This window comes from Pseudomonas sp. NFR09 (assembly GCF_900111535.1).
Lineage (GTDB): Bacteria > Pseudomonadota > Gammaproteobacteria > Pseudomonadales > Pseudomonadaceae > Aquipseudomonas > Aquipseudomonas extremorientalis.
Map to the genome: position 1 here is coordinate 197861 of NZ_FOIH01000005.1, position 19102 is coordinate 216962.

Annotated in this window: 20 protein-coding genes; 19 read left to right on the forward strand and 1 reads right to left on the reverse strand. The window is 61.8% G+C overall.

What is annotated here, in order from left to right; genetic code table 11:
• Positions 1-3: 3 nt before the first annotated feature.
• From fliF to BMX59_RS13775, 18 genes are all read left to right on the forward strand, one after another.
• A complete protein-coding gene (gene fliF, locus BMX59_RS13685) occupies positions 4-1785 on the forward strand; it encodes a flagellar basal-body MS-ring/collar protein FliF (protein WP_092243027.1) in 1782 nt (593 codons plus the stop codon).
• Positions 1778-2797 carry a flagellar motor switch protein FliG gene (fliG, locus tag BMX59_RS13690; protein ID WP_010208743.1) on the forward strand — a complete coding sequence of 340 codons (1020 nt, stop codon included), beginning with the start codon at positions 1778-1780 and terminating at the stop codon, positions 2795-2797. Before fliF ends, fliG begins: the two co-directional genes overlap by 8 nt.
• A gap of 10 nt (positions 2798-2807) precedes the next feature.
• The gene (fliH, locus tag BMX59_RS13695; protein WP_071491282.1) at positions 2808-3572 is read left to right on the forward strand and encodes a flagellar assembly protein FliH; all 765 of its coding nucleotides are present in this window, start codon (positions 2808-2810) and stop codon (positions 3570-3572) included.
• The gene (gene fliI, locus BMX59_RS13700; protein ID WP_071493758.1) at positions 3562-4920 is read left to right on the forward strand and encodes a flagellar protein export ATPase FliI; all 1359 of its coding nucleotides are present in this window, start codon (positions 3562-3564) and stop codon (positions 4918-4920) included. Before fliH ends, fliI begins: the two co-directional genes overlap by 11 nt.
• A 3-nt stretch (positions 4921-4923) precedes the next feature.
• Positions 4924-5373, forward strand: a complete 450-nt coding sequence (gene fliJ / locus BMX59_RS13705) for a flagellar export protein FliJ (protein ID WP_071491280.1) — start codon at positions 4924-4926, stop codon at positions 5371-5373.
• A gap of 65 nt (positions 5374-5438) precedes the next feature.
• On the forward strand, positions 5439-5741 hold the full coding sequence (locus BMX59_RS13710) for an STAS domain-containing protein (RefSeq protein WP_058424909.1): 303 nt from the start codon (positions 5439-5441) through the stop codon (positions 5739-5741).
• Positions 5738-7456: an ATP-binding SpoIIE family protein phosphatase gene (locus BMX59_RS13715; RefSeq protein ID WP_093122317.1), complete on the forward strand. Its 1719-nt coding sequence runs from the start codon at positions 5738-5740 to the stop codon at positions 7454-7456. The genes BMX59_RS13710 and BMX59_RS13715 overlap by 4 nt, the downstream gene beginning before the upstream one ends.
• 30 nt (positions 7457-7486) lie before the next feature.
• Positions 7487-7834, forward strand: coding sequence for an Hpt domain-containing protein (locus BMX59_RS13720; RefSeq protein WP_092243033.1), 348 nt, complete (start codon positions 7487-7489; stop codon positions 7832-7834).
• 913 nt (positions 7835-8747) lie between these two features.
• Positions 8748-10088: a flagellar hook-length control protein FliK gene (locus tag BMX59_RS13725; protein ID WP_092243036.1), complete on the forward strand. Its 1341-nt coding sequence runs from the start codon at positions 8748-8750 to the stop codon at positions 10086-10088.
• A gap of 210 nt (positions 10089-10298) precedes the next feature.
• A complete protein-coding gene (gene fliL, locus BMX59_RS13730) occupies positions 10299-10799 on the forward strand; it encodes a flagellar basal body-associated protein FliL (protein WP_092243038.1) in 501 nt (166 codons plus the stop codon).
• Positions 10800-10808: 9 nt separating this feature from the next.
• Positions 10809-11777, forward strand: a complete 969-nt coding sequence (gene fliM, locus BMX59_RS13735) for a flagellar motor switch protein FliM (RefSeq protein ID WP_071489822.1) — start codon at positions 10809-10811, stop codon at positions 11775-11777.
• A 42-nt stretch (positions 11778-11819) separates the two neighbouring features.
• Positions 11820-12287, forward strand: a complete 468-nt coding sequence (gene fliN / locus BMX59_RS13740; RefSeq protein WP_058427232.1) for a flagellar motor switch protein FliN — start codon at positions 11820-11822, stop codon at positions 12285-12287.
• A gap of 1 nt (position 12288) precedes the next feature.
• On the forward strand, positions 12289-12732 hold the full coding sequence (gene fliO, locus BMX59_RS13745) for a flagellar biosynthetic protein FliO (protein ID WP_071489821.1): 444 nt from the start codon (positions 12289-12291) through the stop codon (positions 12730-12732).
• Positions 12732-13475, forward strand: a complete 744-nt coding sequence (gene fliP / locus BMX59_RS13750) for a flagellar type III secretion system pore protein FliP (protein ID WP_016976565.1) — start codon at positions 12732-12734, stop codon at positions 13473-13475. Before fliO ends, fliP begins: the two co-directional genes overlap by 1 nt.
• A 4-nt stretch (positions 13476-13479) precedes the next feature.
• A complete protein-coding gene (fliQ, locus tag BMX59_RS13755) occupies positions 13480-13749 on the forward strand; it encodes a flagellar biosynthesis protein FliQ (protein ID WP_010208761.1) in 270 nt (89 codons plus the stop codon).
• A 4-nt stretch (positions 13750-13753) separates the two neighbouring features.
• Entirely contained in the window at positions 13754-14539 is a 786-nt protein-coding gene (gene fliR / locus BMX59_RS13760; protein WP_071489820.1) for a flagellar biosynthetic protein FliR, read from the forward strand.
• 3 nt (positions 14540-14542) lie between these two features.
• Positions 14543-15679 carry a flagellar biosynthesis protein FlhB gene (flhB, locus tag BMX59_RS13765; protein ID WP_071489819.1) on the forward strand — a complete coding sequence of 379 codons (1137 nt, stop codon included), beginning with the start codon at positions 14543-14545 and terminating at the stop codon, positions 15677-15679.
• A 370-nt stretch (positions 15680-16049) separates the two neighbouring features.
• Positions 16050-16253 (forward strand): cold-shock protein, encoded by a 204-nt coding sequence (locus BMX59_RS13775; protein ID WP_093122328.1) that lies wholly within the window; start codon positions 16050-16052, stop codon positions 16251-16253.
• A 44-nt stretch (positions 16254-16297) separates the two neighbouring features.
• Here BMX59_RS13775 and BMX59_RS30750 read toward each other — a convergent pair whose 3' ends face one another.
• Positions 16298-16483 (reverse strand): DUF6124 family protein, encoded by a 186-nt coding sequence (locus BMX59_RS30750; RefSeq protein WP_371914373.1) that lies wholly within the window; start codon positions 16481-16483, stop codon positions 16298-16300.
• A 498-nt stretch (positions 16484-16981) separates the two neighbouring features.
• On the opposite strand from BMX59_RS30750, the gene flhA reads away from it, so the two are divergent.
• On the forward strand, positions 16982-19096 hold the full coding sequence (gene flhA, locus BMX59_RS13780; RefSeq protein ID WP_219731804.1) for a flagellar biosynthesis protein FlhA: 2115 nt from the start codon (positions 16982-16984) through the stop codon (positions 19094-19096).
• Positions 19097-19102 lie beyond the last annotated feature (6 nt).

A 19102-nucleotide genomic window follows, 5' to 3' on the forward strand; every position in this document is an offset into this window, starting at 1 on the left:
GTCATGGCAGAAGCAGTCGTGGACAACGCACCCGCCAAGGCAGACGGCAAGCCGCCGCTGTTTGGCCTGTCGTTCCTGGAAAACCTCTCCGAAATGACCATGTTGCGTCAGGTGGGCCTGATGGTCGGCCTGGCAGCGAGCGTGGCGATTGGTTTTGCCGTGGTGCTGTGGTCGCAGCAACCGGATTACCGGCCGCTGTACGGCAGCCTGGCGGGCATGGATTCCAAGCAGATCATGGAAACCCTGGCCGCCGCCGACATCGCCTACACCGTGGAGCCCAACTCCGGGGCGCTGCTGGTCAAGGCCGACGATGTGGCCCGTGCACGCATGAAACTCGCGGCGGCCGGCGTCACCCCGTCCGACGCCAATATCGGTTTCGAAATCCTCGACAAGGACCAGGGCCTGGGCACCAGCCAGTTCATGGAAGCCACCCGCTACCGTCGTGGCCTGGAAGGTGAACTGGCGCGCACCATCTCCAGCCTGAACAACGTCAAGGGTGCCCGCGTGCACCTGGCCATTCCGAAAAGCTCGGTGTTTGTGCGCGATGAGCGCAAGCCCAGTGCCTCGGTATTGGTGGAACTGTTTGCCGGCCGCTCCCTGGAGCCAGGCCAGGTGCTGGCGATCGTCAACCTGGTCGCCACCAGCGTGCCTGAGCTGAGCAAGTCGCAAATCACCGTGGTCGACCAGAAGGGCAACCTGCTGTCCGACCAGGCGGAAAACTCCGCGCTGACCCAGGCCGGCAAGCAGTTCGACTACAGCCGTCGTGTGGAAAGCATGCTCACCCAGCGTGTGCACAACATCCTGCAGCCGGTGCTGGGCAACGACCGCTACAAGGCGGAAGTGTCCGCCGATGTGGACTTCAGCGCCGTCGAATCGACCTCCGAGCAGTTCAACCCGGACCAGCCGGCGTTGCGCAGCGAGCAGTCCACCAGCGAACAACGCACCGCTGCCAACGGCCCGCCACAAGGCGTACCGGGCGCCCTGAGCAACCAGCCGCCGGCCCCGGCCTCGGCTCCGCAAACCACCGGTGGCGCTACGGCCAGCGCTGGCGCCATCCAGCCAGGCCAGCCGCTGCTGGACGCCAATGGCCAACAGATCATGGACCCGGCCACTGGGCAGCCGATGCTCGCGCCGTACCCGGCGGACAAGCGTAACCAGTCGACCAAGAACTTCGAACTCGACCGTTCCATCAGCCATACCAAGCAGCAACAAGGCCGCGTCAATCGCCTGTCGGTATCGGTGGTGGTGGATGACCAGGTCAAGGTCAATGCCGCCGATGGCGCCGTTACCCGTGCCCCATGGAGCGCCGACGAATTGGCGCGCTTCACGCGCCTGGTGCAGGACGCCGTCGGTTTTGACGCCAGCCGGGGTGACAGCGTCAGCGTGATCAACATGCCGTTCTCTGCCGAGCGTGGCGAAGTGATCGCCGAGCCGGCGTTCTACTCGCAGCCGTGGTTCTGGGACATCGTCAAGCAGGTGCTGGGTGTGTTGTTCATCCTGGTGCTGGTGTTCGGCGTGCTGCGCCCGGTGCTCAACAACATCACCGGCAACGGCAAGAAACAACTGGCGGCCTATGGTGGCAGCGACGTCGAGTTGGGTGGCATGGGCGGCCTGGACGGCGAACTGGCCAACGACCGCGTCAGCCTCGGCGGCCCGCAAAGCATCCTGTTGCCAAGCCCGAGCGAGGGTTACGACGCTCAGCTGAACGCAATCAAGAGTCTGGTGGCAGAAGACCCGGGCCGTGTGGCCCAGGTCGTGAAAGAGTGGATCAACGCAGATGAGTGATAATCGAGCCGCTGTTGCCAAGCTCACCAAGGTCGACAAAGCCGCAGTCCTGCTGCTGTCCCTGGGTGAAACCGACGCCGCCCAAGTGCTGCGCCACATGGGGCCCAAAGAGGTTCAACGGGTGGGCGTGGCCATGGCGCAGATGCGCAATGTGCACCGCGAGCAGGTCGAGCAGGTGATGAGCGAGTTCGTCGAGATCGTCGGCGACCAGACCAGCCTGGGCGTCGGCTCCGACAGCTACATCCGCAAGATGCTCACCTCGGCCCTGGGCGAAGACAAGGCCAACGGCCTGATCGACCGCATCCTGCTCGGTGGCAACACCAGCGGCCTCGACAGCCTGAAATGGATGGAGCCGCGTGCCGTCGCCGACGTGATCCGCTACGAACACCCGCAGATCCAGGCGATCGTGGTGGCGTATCTCGACCCCGACCAGGCCGGTGAAGTGCTCGGCCACTTCGACCATAAAGTGCGCCTGGACATCATCCTGCGCGTGTCGTCGCTGAACACCGTGCAGCCGGCGGCGCTGAAAGAACTCAACACGATTCTGGAGAAGCAGTTCTCCGGCAACTCGAACGCCTCGCGCACCACCCTGGGTGGTATCAAGCGTGCGGCAGACATCATGAACTTCCTCGACAGCTCGGTCGAAGGCCAGTTGATGGACTCGATCCGCGAGATCGACGACACCCTGTCCGGTCAGATCGAAGACCTCATGTTCGTGTTCAACAACCTCTCCGATGTCGACGACCGCGGCATCCAGGCGTTGCTGCGCGAAGTGTCCTCGGACGTGCTGGTGCTGGCCCTCAAGGGTTCGGACGAGAACGTCAAAGAGAAGATCTTCAAGAACATGTCCAAGCGTGCCTCGGAACTGTTGCGCGACGACCTGGAAGCCAAGGGCCCGGTACGCGTCAGCGACGTGGAAACCGCGCAGAAAGAAATCCTCACCATTGCCCGCCGTATGGCCGAAGCCGGAGAAATCGTTCTCGGCGGGAAGGGCGGCGAAGAAATGATCTAAGGCGCTTCCCATGTCGAACAAAGATGAGGCGCCCAGCGATCTGATTCGCGCACGGGACGTCGGTGGGTTCGACATCTGGTCGTTGCCCAGCTTCGACCCGCATGTGCCCGAACCCGAGCCGGAACCGGTGGAAGAACCTCCGGTGGAAATGGAAGAAGTGCCGCTGGATGAAGTCCAGCCACTGACCCTGGAAGAATTGGAAGCCATCCGCCAGGAGGCCTACAACGAAGGCTTCGCGGCGGGTGAAAAAGACGGTTTTCGCAGCACCACCCTCAAGGTGCGCCAGGAGGCCGAGGAAGCCCTGAGCGTCAAGCTGGCCAGCCTGGAACGCTTGATGGGCACGCTGTTCGACCCCATCGCCGAGCAGGATTCGCAGATCGAAAAGGCCATGGTCGACCTGGTGCAGCACATCGCCCGCCAGGTGATCCAGCGCGAATTGGCGCTGGATTCCAGTCATATCGAAAGCGTGATGCGCGAAGCCCTCAAGCTGCTGCCCCTGGGCGTCGGCAACGTGCGGCTGTACATCAACCCGCAGGATTTCGAACAGGTCAAGGCCCTGCGCGAGCGTCATGAAGAAACCTGGCGCATCGTCGAGGACGCGTCGTTGCAGCCCGGTGGTTGCCGCGTCGAAACCGAACACAGTCGCATCGATGCCACGGTGGAGACCCGCATCAGCCAGATCATGGCCAAGCTGTTTGATCAGCTCCACGAACAGGCCCTGCACCCGGCCGAGCCTGATCTGAGCGTGGACCTGGACGCCGTCGATGCGCCTTGACCGCACCAGCTTCGCCAAGCGCCTGGGCGGTTACGCCGAGGCCACGGAGTTGCCCGGCCAGCCGATCCTCGAAGGACGCCTGCTGCGCATGGTCGGCCTGACCCTTGAGGCCGAAGGCCTGCGCGCCGCCATGGGCAGCCGCTGCATGGTGATCAACGACGACAGCTACCACCCGGTGCAGGTCGAAGCCGAAGTGATGGGCTTTTCCGGCAGCAAGATTTTCCTGATGCCCGTGGGCAGCCTGGCGGGCATTGCCCCAGGTGCCCGTGTGGTGCCGTTGGCCGACACCGGCCGCCTGCCGATGGGCATGAGCATGCTCGGTCGCGTACTCGACGGCGCCGGTCGTGCGCTGGACGGCAAGGGCGGCATGAAGGCCGAAGACTGGGTGCCGATGGACGGTCCCACCATCAACCCGCTCAACCGCAACCCCATCAGTGTGCCGCTGGACGTTGGCATTCGCAGCATCAACGGATTATTGACGGTCGGCCGTGGCCAGCGTCTGGGCCTGTTCGCCGGTACCGGCGTGGGTAAATCGGTGTTGCTGGGCATGATGACGCGCTTTACCGAGGCCGACATCATCGTGGTCGGGCTGATCGGCGAACGGGGCCGCGAGGTGAAGGAATTCATCGAGCACAGTCTCGGCGAAGAAGGCCTCAAGCGCTCGGTGGTGGTTGCATCCCCAGCGGACGATGCGCCGCTGATGCGGTTGCGCGCCGCCATGTACTGCACGCGCATCGCCGAATATTTCCGCGACAAGGGCAAGAACGTCCTGTTGCTGATGGATTCGCTCACGCGTTTCGCCCAGGCCCAGCGGGAAATCGCCCTGGCCATCGGCGAACCGCCGGCGACCAAGGGTTACCCGCCGTCGGTGTTCGCCAAACTGCCCAAGCTGGTGGAGCGCGCCGGTAACGCCGAGGCCGGTGGTGGCTCGATCACCGCGTTCTACACCGTATTGTCCGAAGGCGATGACCAGCAGGACCCGATTGCCGACTCGGCGCGGGGCGTGCTCGACGGCCACATTGTGCTGTCACGGCGCCTGGCGGAAGAAGGGCACTACCCGGCCATCGACATCGAAGCGTCCATCAGCCGGGTGATGCCAGCGGTGGTTACGCCGGAACACATGGCCCGGGCGCAACAGTTCAAGCAGCTGTGGTCGCGCTACCAGCAGAGCCGCGACTTGATCAGCGTCGGCGCCTACGTGGCGGGCGGTGATCGCGACACCGACCTGGCCATCGCCCTGCAACCGCAGTTGGTGACGTACCTGCGCCAGGGCCTCAACGACAAGATCAGCATGGGCGAAAGCGAAGCGCACCTGCAGTCGATCTTCGCCCCGGCGCCGGGCGGCTAAGCCATGGCCAACAGCCGCGCCGCGCGCCTGGCTCCGGTGGTGGACATGGCCGAAAAGGCCGAGAAAACCGCCGTGCAGCGCCTGGGTTACTTCCAGGGGCAAGTCCGCCTGGCGGAAAGCAAGCTGGGCGACCTGGAGCGTTTTCGCGGCGAGTACCAGCAGCAATGGATCGAGCGCGGCAGCAAGGGCGTGTCTGGCCAATGGCTGATGGGTTACCAGGGCTTTCTCAACCAGTTGGAAACCGCCGTCGGCCAGCAGCGCCAAAGCCTGGCCTGGCACCAGAACAACCTCGACAAGGCGCGTGAGAGCTGGCAGGCCGCGTTTGCCCGGGTCGAAGGTCTGCGCAAGCTGGTGCAGCGCTATATCGACGAAGCGCGGGCGCTTGAAGATAAGCGCGAGCAGAAGCTGCTCGACGAGCTGTCCCAGCGCTTGCCGCGCAAAGACGTCTATTGAAGGTTGCCCACATCCCCTGCACCTGCTAAACCTTGTGTCATTGCCAATGACAAGGAAGCAGTCACATGTCAGTCGAGTCAGAAGTATCCCTGGATGGGAATAAGTTGACGATCGCGGTCAAGGGCCGGTTTGATTTCGGCAGCCATCAAGCGTTTCGTGACGCCTACGAGCGTTTCTACAAGGTGCCCACTACCTACGTCGTGGACTTGAAAGAGACGACCTACCTCGACAGCTCCGCCCTCGGCATGCTGTTGCTGCTGCGCGATCATGCCGGGGATGACGCCGATATCCGGGTGATCAACAGCAATTCGGATGTGCGCAAGATCCTCGGTATCTCCAACTTCGACAAACTGTTCGACATCAGTTGAGCGTCCTGGCCCCGGTCCTTGAATCGCTGACGATCCTGATCGCCGAAGACAGCGCCGCCGACCTGCTGTTGCTGTCGACCATCATCCGACGCCAGGGCCACCAGGTGCTCACGGCCACCAACGGTGCTGAAGCGGTCGCGGTGTTTACCCGTGAGAGACCGCAGTTGGTGTTGATGGATGCGCTGATGCCGGTGATGGACGGTTTTGAGGCGGCGCGGCGGATCAAGCAATTGGCGGGTGAAGAGCTGGTGCCGCTGATTTTCCTCACCTCCCTGCGCGAGAGCGAAGCGCTGGCCCAGTGCCTGGATGCCGGCGGTGATGACTTCCTGCCCAAGCCCTACAACCAGCTGATTCTCGCGGCGAAGATCAATGCCATGGACCGCCTGCGTCGGTTGCAGGCCACGGTCTTGCAGCAACGCGACCTGATCGCCAAACACCATGATTACCTCCTGCATGAGCAGCGGGTGGCCAAGGCGGTGTTCGACAAGGTTGCCCATTCCGGTTGTATCAACGCCGCGCCGAATATTCGCTACCTGCAATCGCCCTACGCGTTGTTCAACGGTGATTTGCTGTTGGCTGCCTACACCCCGTCCGGCGACATGCACGTGCTGCTCGGTGACTTCACCGGGCATGGCCTGCCGGCGGCGGTGGGGGCCATGCCCCTGGCAGAAGTGTTCTACGGCATGACCGCCAAGGGCTACGGCCTGGCACAGACCCTGCGCGAGATGAACGCCAAGCTCAAGCGCATCCTGCCGGTGGACATGTTCTGCTGCGCCACCCTGTTGTGCCTGAGCACGCAGCGGCGGGTGGTGGAGGTGTGGAACGGCGGCATGCCCGAAGGCTATGTGCATGAAATCGCCACGGGTAAACGCACGCCACTGGAATCGCGGCATTTGCCGTTGGGTGTGCTGTCGGCGCAAGCCTTTGATGATCGCACCGAGGTCTGGCCCATGGCCCTGGGTGACCGGGTGTTCCTGTTGTCCGATGGCGTGCTGGATACCGCTGACGCCAATGAGCAGCTGTTCGGCGCTGAACGTTTGCAGCAGGTGTTCGCCGCCAACCGCGAGCCTGATCGGCTGTTTGAAGATATCGAACAGGCGCTGGCGGCCTTCCGAGGCAAAGCGCGGGATGACGTGAGCATGGTGGAGATCACCCTGCAAGTCGACCAGCAACTGCGTGCGAGCGGGCCGTTGTATGCCGACAGTGGGCAGTCTTGTCCGCTGGATTGGTCGGTGAGTTTCGAATTCCGTGCAGAGACCTTGAAGCGTTACAACCCATTGCCGTACCTGTTGCAACTGCTGCTGGAGATCCACGGCCTGCGCGAGCAGAGCGGGGCGCTGTACAGCGTGATGGCGGAGCTGTATTCCAATGCGCTGGAGCACGGCGTGCTGGGCCTGGATTCACGGCTCAAGCGTGACGCCCAGGGGTTTGCCGAGTATTACCGTCTGCGTAATGACCGCCTGGCACAACTCAACAGCGGCTATATACGGGTGCATGTGCAGGTGGTACCGACGGAGGCGGGTGGCAGGATGACCCTGCGCGTCGAGGACAGCGGCCCCGGTTTCGATGTGGAACAGGTGCTGGCGCGGCCGTTGGATATCGACCGTCTGTCCGGCCGGGGCTTGAGCCTGGTGCGCCAATTGAGCAGCGATGTACGCTGGTCGGATGGCGGGCGCAGTGTCTGCGTGGAGTTTTCCTGGGAGGCTCTGGCATAATCCGCCGATTCTTGATCAAGGAGCGAGCAAGTGGTTGATCTACATCTGGACCCGGAGGTGCTGTCGGGTTTGCAGGAAGTCATGGAAGGCGAGTATCCCAAGTTGCTTGATACCTTTCTCGATGATTCCCAGAAGCGCGTCGAAGCGCTGCGCAAGGCCAGGGATGATGCGAAGGCGTTGGGGCGGATTGCGCATAGCTTCAAGGGCAGCAGTGGGAACCTTGGGGCGGTGAGGTTGGCGCAGTTGTGTCAGCGGTTGGAGGTTGAGTCCGTTGGGCCTGTGGTTGGGGATCTGGGGGAGTTGGTGGATCAGATTGATCGGGAGTTTGCGTTGGTGAAGCCGTTGTATGAGTCGGAGCGGCAGCGGTTTCAGATTTGATTGAGTACATATCCGTTGCTGCGGTAACGGCGGCTTATGGTTCCGCTCTTACAGCGGGTCACTTTTTGAAGAGCGCAAAAAGTAACCAAAAACGCTTCGCCCCAACACTCGGCACCTCGCCTAGGCTCGGTGTTCCCTCACTCCGGCTTGAATCCGTGGGCCGCCGTCATGGGCCATCCATGGCCCAGGACGGCTAACCCGGCGTCCTGCCGGGTTACCCACGGATTCAAGCCTGCGTTCGGCCAGCGTGTTTGACGGGGCGCCGAAGATCAAAAGCAAGAGCGACTCGCTGCGCATCGTAGATACGTTTTTGTTCTGTGTAACCGACTTACTGTGTTGCCGACTTACTGTGGCGAGCGGGCTTGCCCCGCGTTGGGCTGCGAAGCAGCCCTAAAACCATTCAGCGCGCCGCGTTTATCCTGGCTTCCCGCGTTATGGTTAACGACCTTCGCGGGCAAGCCCTGCTCCTACAGGGGAGCGCGTACGCTTCAACGATTCGGTCGGCTATTCGGCCGCCGCGCTTTGCTTTTGATTTTGATCTTAGGCGCCCCGTCAAACACGCTGGCCGGAATTCGGCAGGGATTTGGGGGGTAAACCGGCAGGGATGCCGGTTTAGCCGCCCCGCGCCATGGATGGCGCGTGGCGGCGGCCCCCCAAATCACTGTCGGATTACGGGCACACCGAGCCTAGGCGAGGTGCCGAGTGTTGGGGCAAGAGCCCTTTGCTTACTTTGGGCTGGGCCGGCATTCCGGCTTTTCCAAAGTGAGCCGCCGTAAGGGCGGAACCCTAAGTGGCCGTTACCTAAAAAACGGATATGTACTCAATAAAACCAACCGCCCCCAAACCTGGCCCAACTCTTGCTCTACCTCTCAATACTGCATCCCCGACCCCCATGCAGTGGAGACCTTTACCTATGCCAGTCGCCCCGAATTCGCTCCTTCAGGCTGCCCCCGCGGCCAAGCCTCAAGCGCCCTCTGCCAACCCATCGGCAGTGGCTGCGGACCCACGGGACAAGGGCCCTGGCTTCGCTCAAGTGTTTGCCAGCCAGGCGTCCAAGCCCACGGTCAAGACCGACGACAGCTCGGCCAAACCCACCGCAGGCAAGTCGTCCGATGCCAGCGCCAAGCCTGCAGCGGGCAATGACAAGCCTGCCGCCAGTACGCCAGCCGTTGCCGATAGCGGCAATACCTTGCCTGCCACGCCGCCGGCCAAAACCGACGACAGCGCGAGCAAGGATGACGACGCGCCAGCCGACCCTGCCTTGGTGCAGCAACCTCCGGCTGACCCGGTGGTCGACCCGGCGCTGATTGCCACCGTCACCCCGGTAGCCGTGCCGGTGCCGGTTGAAACACCTGCGCCCGCGACCACGACCAAGGATGACAAGGCTCAGCCGGTGGTTGCTGCGCCGGTCGCAGCGACCGAGGAAGCCAAGCCGGCCTTCGATCCTGAAGCAGATCCCCTGGATGCCATGCCCGCCGTGCGCCTGGCGATGGAGCAGGGCGGTCACGTATCGGCCAGCAGCCAGGCGCAGGCAAAAACCGCTCCGGCACCGACTCAGGATCAACCCACTGCCGCACAGAATTTCGCCGCCGGCCTGGCCAATATGGTCGACCAGCAAGCCACCAAGGACAGCACCGACCAGGGCGGCGACAAGGCCTTCAGCGGGTTGATCGAAGACGGTCTCAAGGACCTGAAGAACGCCAGCAGCGACACCCGTGTCGATGACTTCGCCAACCGCCTCGCCGCGTTGACCCAGGCGGCCACGCCGAAAACCGCCAACGCCTTGCCACCTGTGACCAATGCGCCCTTGGCCATGCACCAGAGCGGCTGGACCGATGAAATCGTCAACCGGGTGATGTACCTGTCCAGTGCCAACCTCAAGTCGGCGGAGATCCAGTTGCAACCCGCTGAGCTTGGTCGCCTGGATATCAAGGTCAACATGACCGCCGACCAACAGGCCCAGGTCAACTTCATGAGCGCCCACCCGGTGGTACGTGAAGCGCTGGAAAGCCAGTCCGGGCGCTTGCGGGAGATGTTTGCCCAGCAGGGCATGGGCCAGGTGGACGTGAACGTGTCGGACCAGTCCCGTGGGCAGGAGCAACAACAGCAGCAGGCCCAGACCCGTGGTGTGAGCGGTGGCGGCGGGCGGGGCGGTGACAATGGCGACAGCGGCAACCACCTTGATGTGGCTGAAGCCGTGACGCCGGTCACCTCAACCGTAATCGGCTCCAGTGCGGTCGACTACTACGCCTGATCCGGACGAAATGTGGGAGGGGGCTTGCCCCCGATGAGGGTGTGTCAGCTGAAACATGGGTGACTGATACACCGCTATCGGGGGCAAGCCCCCTCCCACAATTTGATTTGCTGCGCCCGTACCTCCTCGACTTCCAGACAACTCTGGCATAACACTTGCTCTTGCCTCTCCGTAGATCTATGAATCCCCGAATAGTGACGGATTATTGGCATGGCGAAGAGCGAAGACGCAGCAAAAGCACCCGCAGGCAAAGGCAAGCTCAAGCTTATCCTGTTGATAGTCCTGGGCCTGCTCCTGGCTATCGGCGCCTCGGTGGGTGGCACCTGGTACATCATGCACAGCAGTGCCAGCAAGCCGGCACCCGCCGCCGAAACCGCCACTAACGTCAAGCAACCGGCAATCTTCGAACCGATGCTTCCGGCCTTTGTCGCCAACTTCAATCAGAACGGTCGTCAACGCTACCTGCAGGTGAGCATCACCTTGCTGGCGCGTAACGCTTCGGACCTGGACGCCCTCAAGGTGCACATGCCCGTGATCCGCAACAACCTCGTCATGCTGTTCTCCAGCCAGAGCTTCGACACACTCGCCACGCCGGTGGGCCAGGAAATGCTGCGCCAGAAAGTCACGGCCAGCGTGCAGGAAGTGGCCCAGAAGGAGCTCGGCAAAGTCGTGGTCGAGCAGGCGCTCTTCACTAACTTCGTATTGCAGTAGGATCACGACATGGCCGTGCAAGACCTGCTGTCCCAGGATGAAATCGACGCGCTGCTGCATGGCGTCGACGATGGTCTGGTACAGACCGAAATGGCTGCCGAGCCCGGCAGCGTCAAAAGTTATGACCTCACCAGCCAGGATCGCATCGTCCGTGGACGCATGCCGACCCTGGAGATGATCAACGAACGTTTCGCCCGCTATACCCGCATCAGCATGTTCAACATGCTGCGTCGTTCGGCGGACGTGGCGGTGGGCGGCGTGCAGGTGATGAAGTTCGGCGAGTACGTGCACTCGCTGTACGTGCCCACCAGCCTCAACCTGGTCAAGATCAAGCCACTGCGCGGCACCGCGCTGTTCATCCTCGACGCCAAGCTGGTGTTCAAGCTGGTGGACAACTTCTTCGGCGGCGACGGTCGCCACGCCAAGATCGAAGGCCGTGAGTTCACCCCCACCGAGTTGCGGGTGGTGCGCATGGTGCTGGAGCAGGCCTTCATCGATTTGAAGGAAGCCTGGCAGGCGATCATGGAAGTCAACTTCGAGTACATCAACTCCGAAGTGAACCCGGCCATGGCCAACATCGTCGGCCCCAGCGAAGCCATTGTGGTGTCGACCTTCCACATCGAACTCGATGGTGGTGGCGGCGACCTGCACGTGACCATGCCGTACTCGATGATCGAACCGGTGCGCGAAATGCTCGACGCCGGTTTCCAGTCCGACCTGGACGACCAGGACGAACGTTGGGTCAAGGCCTTGCGCGAAGACCTGCTGGACGTCGACGTACCGTTGAGCGCCACCGTGGCCCGTCGGCAACTGCGCCTGCGCGATATTTTGCACATGCAGCCGGGGGATATCATCCCCGTCGAACTGCCGGAAGAAATGATCATGCGCGCCAACGGCGTGCCGTCATTCAAGGTCAAGCTCGGTTCCCACAAGGGCAACCTGGCGCTGCAGGTGGTCGAGCCGATCACCCGTCGTTGATGCACCCCTATTTATGAATGTTTGCTCCGCCGAGGACATGTAATGGCTACCGAACACGAAAACACTTCCGCCGAAGACCAGGCCCTGGCTGACGAATGGGCGGCTGCCCTGGAAGAAACCGGCGATGTTGGCCAGGACGATATCGACGCGCTGCTGGCCGCTGACGCCGCCACCGCTCCGGCCGGCAACCGCCTGCCCATGGAAGAATTCGGCAGCGTGCCGAAAAACAACGAGCCGGTGTCCCTCGATGGCCCGAACCTGGATGTGATCCTCGACATTCCGGTGTCGATTTCCATGGAAGTCGGCAGCACCGAAATCAACATCCGCAACCTGCTGCAACTCAACCAGGGTTCGGTGATCGAGCTTGACCGCCTGGCCGGCGAGCCGCTGGACGTGCTGGTCAACGGCACCCTGATCGCCCACGGCGAAGTGGTGGTGGTCAACGAAAAGTTCGGCATCCGCCTGACCGACGTGATCAGCCCGAGCGAACGCATCAAGAAGTTGCGCTGATATGAAGTATTCGATGGCGGGACTGTTTCTGGCGCTGCCATTGAGCGCCCTCGCGGCTGAGCCGGCCGCGCAAGCGACGGCGGCGGCCGCACCAGTGGTGAGCAGCGGTATCGGCGGACAATTGACCCAGCTGGTGCTGGGCCTGTTGCTGGTGGTCGGGCTGATTTTCGTGCTGGCCTGGCTGATGCGCCGCGTGCAGCGCGTAGGGCCGGGCAACGGCCAGGTGATCGAGATGATCGGTTCGCGCGCCCTCGGCCCGCGTGATCGGCTGGTGCTGGTGCAGGTGGGCGAGGAACAGATCCTGTTGGGTATCACCCCCGGCCGCATCACCCCGTTGCACGTGCTCAAGACCCCGGTGAGCGTGGATCAGGGCCAGTCCGCCACGCCAGAATTCGCCCAGCGCCTGATGGAGTTGCTGGGCAAGGATCAGAAGGATAAGAAGTAATGCGCGTTTTATTGACGCTCATGCTGTTGCTGGCCGCGCCATTGGCGTTCGGCGCCGATCCGTTGTCGATCCCGGCCATTACGCTGGGGACCAATGCGGCGGGCGCGCAGGAGTATTCGGTCAGCCTGCAGATCCTGCTGATCATGACCGCACTGAGCTTTATCCCGGCGTTTGTCATGCTGATGACCAGCTTCACGCGGATCATCATCGTGTTCTCGATCCTGCGCCAGGCACTGGGCCTGCAGCAGACGCCGTCGAACCAGATCCTCACCGGCATGGCCCTGTTCCTGACGCTGTTCATCATGGCGCCGGTGTTTGACAAGGTGAACCAGCAAGCCTTGCAACCCTACCTGGCGGAGAAAATGACCGCCCAGGATGCGATCGACAAGGCCCAGGGGCCGATCAAGGATTTCATGCTGTCGCAGACCCGCTCCAGCGACCTTGAGCTGTTCATGCGCCTGTCCAAGCGCACCGACATCGCCACCCCGGACCAGGCGCCGCTGACCATCCTGGTGCCAGCGTTCGTCACGTCGGAGTTGAAGACCGCGTTCCAGATCGGCTTCATGATCTTTATCCCGTTCCTGATCATCGACCTGGTGGTGGCGAGCGTACTGATGGCCATGGGTATGATGATGCTGTCGCCACTGATCATCTCGCTGCCGTTCAAGATCATGCTCTTTGTGCTGGTGGACGGCTGGGCGCTGATTATCGGCACCCTGGCCGGCAGTTTCGGCGGGGTATAGCGCAATGACGCCAGAAGTCGCCGTCGACCTGTTCCGTGAAGCATTGTGGCTGACCACCGTGATGGTCGCCGTGCTGGTGGTGCCGAGCCTGTTGGTCGGCCTGCTGGTGGCGATGTTCCAGGCGGCGACCCAGATCAACGAACAGACCTTGAGCTTCCTGCCGCGCCTGCTGGTGATGCTGGTCACTCTGATCGTGGCCGGCCCGTGGCTGGTGCAGACCTTCATGGAATATATCCTGCAGTTGTACGGCAGTATTCCGCAGTTGATCGGCTGACCCGATGCAGTCCTTGCTGGCGTTGACCGACACCCAGATCAGCACCTGGGTGGCGTCTTTCATTCTGCCGCTGTTCCGGGTCACGGCCATGCTCATGGCCATGCCGGTGTTCGGCACCACACTGGTCCCGCGGCGCGTGCGCCTGTACTTTGCGGTGGCGATTACCGTGGTGATCGTGCCTGGGCTGCCGCCGATGCCGCCGGTCAATGCCATTGATCTGAGTGCGTTGCTGCTGATTGCCGAGCAGATCCTGATCGGCGCGCTGATGGGCTTTTCCCTGACGCTGTTCTTCCAGGCCTTTGTGATCGCCGGGCAAATCATCTCGATCCAGATGGGCATGGGCTTCGCCTCTATGGTCGACCCTACCAACGGTGTGTCGGCGGCGGTGATCGGGCAATTCCTGACCATGCTGGTGACCTTGCTGTTCCTGGCCATGAACGGCCACCTGGTGGCCTTTGAGGTGATGACCGAAAGCTTTATCACCTTGCCGGTAGGCTCGGGGCTGGTGGTCAATCACTTCTGGGAGGTGGTCGGGCGGCTCGGCTGGGTATTGGGTGCTTCGCTGTTGCTGGTGTTGCCGGCGATCACCGCATTGCTGGTGGTCAACATCGCCTTTGGGGTGATGACTCGTGCGGCGCCGCAATTGAACATCTTCTCGATTGGTTTCCCGCTGACCCTGGTATTGGGCATGGGGATTTTCTGGATCGGCCTGGCCGACATTCTCAATCAGTATCAACCGCTGGCGACCGACGCCCTGCAGTTCTTACGTGATCTGGCACGGGCGCGCTGAGCCATGGCCGAGAGCGAGAGTGGTCAGGACAAAACAGAAGACCCCACGGAGAAACGTAAAAAGGACTCCCGGGAAAAGGGCGAGATTGCCCGCTCAAAAGAGCTCAATACCGTCGCCACCATGATGGCCGGTGCCGGCGCGTTGCTCATCTACGGCGGCGGCCTGGCGCTGGACTTGATGGAGTTGATGAAACACAACTTCGCCTTGCCCCGCGAGGTGCTGCTCAACCCTGACGCCATGGGCCGGTACCTGTTGCATTCGGGCAAGATCGCGATCCTGGCGGTGCAGCCGATTCTGATCACCTTGCTGCTCGCCGCACTGATCGGCCCGGTCGCCCTGGGCGGCTGGCTGTTCGCTGCCGGCAGCATGGCGCCCAAGTTCAGCCGCATGAACCCTGGCGCCGGGCTCAAGCGCATGTTCTCCACCAAGGCCCTGGTGGAGCTGCTCAAGGCGCTGGCCAAGTTCATCCTGATCCTGTTCGTGGCGCTGATGGTGCTGTCGTCCGACATTGATGACCTGCTGCTCATTGCCCATGAACCGCTGGAGTCGGCGATCATCCACAGCGTGCAGGTGGTGGGCTGGAGTGCGCTGTGGATGGCGGCCGGGCTGATCATCATCGCGGCGGTGGATGCGCCGATCCAACTGTGGGAAAGCCACAAGAAACTGTTGATGACCAAACAGGAAGTGCGCGACGAGCACAAGGACCAGGAAGGGCGCCCCGAGGTCAAGCAACGCATCCGCCAACTGCAGCGCGAGATGTCCCAGCGCAAGATGATGGCCTCGGTGCCCGACGCCGATGTGGTCATCACCAACCCGACCCACTATGCCGTCGCCCTCAAATACGACCCGGAGAAGGGCGGCGCGCCGATGCTGCTGGCCAAGGGCAGTGACTTTACCGCGTTGAAGATCCGCGAGATCGCGGTGGCCAACGACATCCTGTTGCTGGAGTCGCCGGAGCTGGCGCGGTCGATTTTCTACTCCACCGACCTGGACCAGGAGATTCCCGCCGGGTTGTACCTGGCGGTGGCTCAGGTGCTGGCGTATGTCTATCAGATTCGCCAATACCGCGCCGGCAAAGGCAAGCGCCCGGATCCGCTCAAGGATTTGCCGATTCCGCCGGATTTGCGCCGCGATTCCTGACGTACTCCCGCCCTGCCTACCACTCATCGATAACTGTCGTCTACCTGTCAGACTTCACAGTAGCCAAAGCGCGCTGCTCGCGGTTCTATTGCCCTATGCACTGCGCGCAGGCTGTAAACGAGATGCAGGGAGAGTGGTTTTGAATCGGTTTACCAGAGGCATCGTCAAATCCTATAACCGGAAAACTGGAAAGGGTTTGATTGTCGTGGATGGCGAGACTGTTCCGGTGGACCTCATTGGTTCGCGGGACGTCCGGCTTGCGGTGGGGGTGCAGGTGGTGTTTCAGCGGATCCATCGACCTGACGGTATCTTTGCGTGCGATGTCAGGGTCATCCAACAAGTCCTTGAGTGAGATGTCAGGAGAACCGTAATGGCAACAGGCACGGTGAAGTGGTTTAACGCGCAGAAGGGGTTTGGGTTTATCAAGCCGGACGACAATAGCTCGGATGTTTTTGTCCATTATTCGGCTATCAAGAGCCACGGTTTCAAGACGCTTGAAGAACATCAAAAAGTTGAATTCGATTTAGCCCAAGGACCCAAAGGCGGTCAGGCTGAAAACGTCCGCATCCTATGAGCGTCATAATCGTTCCCGCAGGGTAGTGCAGGAACGATCCGCCATCAGGCCCTCAAGTGCTCGCTGTCCTCCAACACTCTGTCAGCCAGCAGCTTCGCCAGCCCGATCAACTGCGCTACGCCCAGCGCACCTTCGCGTTTTGTCCGGTCCAACTCGAAGGCAAAGTCACTCATGTAAGTGGAGCCGCCACTGATCGCCGCGACGCGATGGAGAGTGGCAGCTGTGCGCAGGTTCGCGGACCGGTTACCAATGGACCCGGCATACCCGAGGGTATCCCGCGCACAGTCACCATAAGGCCGCACAGTAGACGATAAAAAGGCGTCAACTGAAAGCGGACAATGGCGCTTCTGCGCATTGGTAAGCCGGGCCGCGACGCCCGCCCACTGCGTTTGCAGCGGTGTACGGAGACTAGAGAGCGAGTTTCCTAGGGGCAACCGCAAAACCTTATCGGAAATTTCCCCAGTAGTACCGGCTGCGCGCACATCCAAGTGTGGGAGGGGGCTTGCCCCCGATGGCGTTGTGTCAGTCACCGACTCTGGCAAGCTGCAATCGGGGGCAAGCCCCCTCCCACATTTAATATGTTCTTTCCGAAAAAACGTGGGCGTTCATAGCGATCGACGTTCCAAAACAAAAGTTGGAAGGCTTCTTGCAATACCGCCTTCAGGACGCCCAACTGCGTCAAAACTTTGCTTCAAAGGACACGAGGAATACTGGTGGATCGCTCTCAAATGCTCGGCACGGCGCGCAGCACCCTGACTGACCTCTCGCGGGGCAATCTGGGTGTGCCGTTGTTGTTGCTGGTGATGCTGGCAATGATGATGTTGCCGATGCCGCCGTTCCTGCTCGACGTGTTCTTTACCTTCAACATTGCCCTGTCCGTCGTGGTGCTGCTGGTCTGCGTGTACGCCCTGCGGCCGCTGGATTTTGCGGTATTCCCGACCATCCTGCTGGTGGCGACCCTGCTGCGCCTGGCGCTCAACGTGGCGTCGACCCGTGTGGTGATGCTCCACGGTCAGGACGGCCATGCCGCCGCCGGCAAGGTGATCCAGGCCTTCGGCGAGGTGGTGATCGGCGGTAACTACGTGGTCGGTATCGTGGTGTTCGCGATCCTGATGATCATCAACTTCGTAGTGGTGACCAAGGGTGCCGGGCGGATTTCCGAGGTGAGCGCGCGGTTTACCCTCGACGCCATGCCCGGCAAACAAATGGCGATCGACGCCGACCTCAACGCCGGCCTGATCGACCAGAACCAGGCCAAGACACGCCGCCTGGAAGTGGCCCAGGAAGCCGAGTTCTACGGCTCCATGGACGGTGCCAGCAAATTCGTGCGCGGTGACGCCATCGCCGGCCTGCTGATTCTGTTCATCAACCTCATCGGCGGTATGGCCGTCGGTATCTTCCAACACGGCATGACCTTCGGCGATGCGGGCAAGGTCTACGCCTTGCTGACCATCGGTGACGGTTTAGTGGCGCAATTGCCATCACTGTTGTTATCCACAGCAGCGGCGATCATGGTGACCCGTGCTTCGGGCTCCGAAGACATGGGCAAGCAGATCAGCCGGCAGATGTTCGCCTCGCCCAAGGCCCTGGCCGTGGCGGCGGGCATCATGGCGATCATGGGCATCGTGCCGGGCATGCCCCACGTATCGTTCCTGACCATGGCGGCCCTGGCCGGCGGTGCGGCCTACCTGTTCTGGAAAAAGCAGAATGCGGTCAAGGTCCAGGCCCAGCAGGAGATTGCGCGCCAGCAGGAACTGCTGCCATCCCCTGCCCGCGCCCAGGAAACCAAGGAGCTGGGCTGGGATGACGTGACCCCGATCGACATGATCGGCCTGGAAGTCGGCTACCGCCTCATTCCGCTGGTGGACCGCAACCAGGGTGGTCAATTGCTCGCGCGGATCAAGGGCGTGCGCAAGAAGCTGTCCCAGGACCTGGGCTTCCTGATGCCCACCGTGCATATCCGCGACAACCTTGACCTGGCGCCCAGCGCCTACCGCCTGACCCTGATGGGCGTGATCCTGGCGGAAGCCGAGATCTACCCGGACCGCGAGCTGGCAATCAACCCGGGGCAGGTGTTCGGCAGCCTCAACGGCATTACCGCCAAAGATCCGGCTTTTGGCCTGGACGCGGTATGGATCGAAATCAGTCAGCGCAGCCAGGCGCAGTCCCTGGGTTACACCGTGGTGGACGCCAGCACCGTGGTCGCCACCCACCTCAACCAGATCCTGTACAAGCACTCCCACGAGCTGATCGGCCACGAAGAAGTCCAGCAATTGATGGGTTTGCTCGGCAAAGCCTCGCCAAAACTCGCCGAAGAGCTGGTGCCGGGCATTCTGTCGCTGTCCCAGTTGCTCAAGGTATTGCAGGCGTTGCTGGCCGAACAGGTGCCGGTGCGCGACATTCGCAGCATTGCCGAGGCTATCGCCAACAATGCCGCCAAGAGTCAAGATACTGCCGCGCTGGTGGCCGCGGTGCGCGTCGGATTGTCGCGTGCAATCGTGCAAAGCATTGTAGGGCTTGACTCCGAGCTGCCTGTGATCACCTTGGAACCCAGGTTGGAACAAATATTGCTCAATAGTATTCAGAAGGCAGGACAAGGCCAGGAAGAGGGCGTTCTGCTGGAGCCAAGCATGGCCGAGAAGCTGCAGCGTTCGTTGATCGACGCCGCGCAACGCCAGGAAATGCAAGGCCAACCGGTGATCCTGCTGGTGGCAGGCCCGGTCCGGGCGATGTTGTCGCGGTTTGGGCGCCTGGCAGTACCGAATTTGCACGTTTTGGCTTATCAGGAAATTCCTGACAACAAGCAAGTGACTATCGTCGCGACAGTAGGGCCCAACGGCTGAGGGTAG

Coding starts and splice junctions, on each gene's coding strand:
- fliL (WP_092243038.1), top strand. CDS start 10,299: ATGGCGAAGAGCGAAGACGCAGCAAAAGCACCCGCAGGCAAAGGCAAG.
- BMX59_RS13710 (WP_058424909.1), top strand. CDS start 5,439: ATGTCAGTCGAGTCAGAAGTATCCCTGGATGGGAATAAGTTGACGATC.
- fliI (WP_071493758.1), top strand. CDS start 3,562: ATGCGCCTTGACCGCACCAGCTTCGCCAAGCGCCTGGGCGGTTACGCC.
- fliP (WP_016976565.1), top strand. CDS start 12,732: ATGCGCGTTTTATTGACGCTCATGCTGTTGCTGGCCGCGCCATTGGCG.
- fliN (WP_058427232.1), top strand. CDS start 11,820: ATGGCTACCGAACACGAAAACACTTCCGCCGAAGACCAGGCCCTGGCT.
- fliH (WP_071491282.1), top strand. CDS start 2,808: ATGTCGAACAAAGATGAGGCGCCCAGCGATCTGATTCGCGCACGGGAC.
- fliG (WP_010208743.1), top strand. CDS start 1,778: ATGAGTGATAATCGAGCCGCTGTTGCCAAGCTCACCAAGGTCGACAAA.
- flhB (WP_071489819.1), top strand. CDS start 14,543: ATGGCCGAGAGCGAGAGTGGTCAGGACAAAACAGAAGACCCCACGGAG.
- fliJ (WP_071491280.1), top strand. CDS start 4,924: ATGGCCAACAGCCGCGCCGCGCGCCTGGCTCCGGTGGTGGACATGGCC.
- fliF (WP_092243027.1), top strand. CDS start 4: ATGGCAGAAGCAGTCGTGGACAACGCACCCGCCAAGGCAGACGGCAAG.
- fliM (WP_071489822.1), top strand. CDS start 10,809: ATGGCCGTGCAAGACCTGCTGTCCCAGGATGAAATCGACGCGCTGCTG.
- flhA (WP_219731804.1), top strand. CDS start 16,982: ATGCTCGGCACGGCGCGCAGCACCCTGACTGACCTCTCGCGGGGCAAT.
- BMX59_RS13775 (WP_093122328.1), top strand. CDS start 16,050: ATGGCAACAGGCACGGTGAAGTGGTTTAACGCGCAGAAGGGGTTTGGG.
- BMX59_RS13725 (WP_092243036.1), top strand. CDS start 8,748: ATGCCAGTCGCCCCGAATTCGCTCCTTCAGGCTGCCCCCGCGGCCAAG.
- fliR (WP_071489820.1), top strand. CDS start 13,754: ATGCAGTCCTTGCTGGCGTTGACCGACACCCAGATCAGCACCTGGGTG.
- fliO (WP_071489821.1), top strand. CDS start 12,289: ATGAAGTATTCGATGGCGGGACTGTTTCTGGCGCTGCCATTGAGCGCC.
- fliQ (WP_010208761.1), top strand. CDS start 13,480: ATGACGCCAGAAGTCGCCGTCGACCTGTTCCGTGAAGCATTGTGGCTG.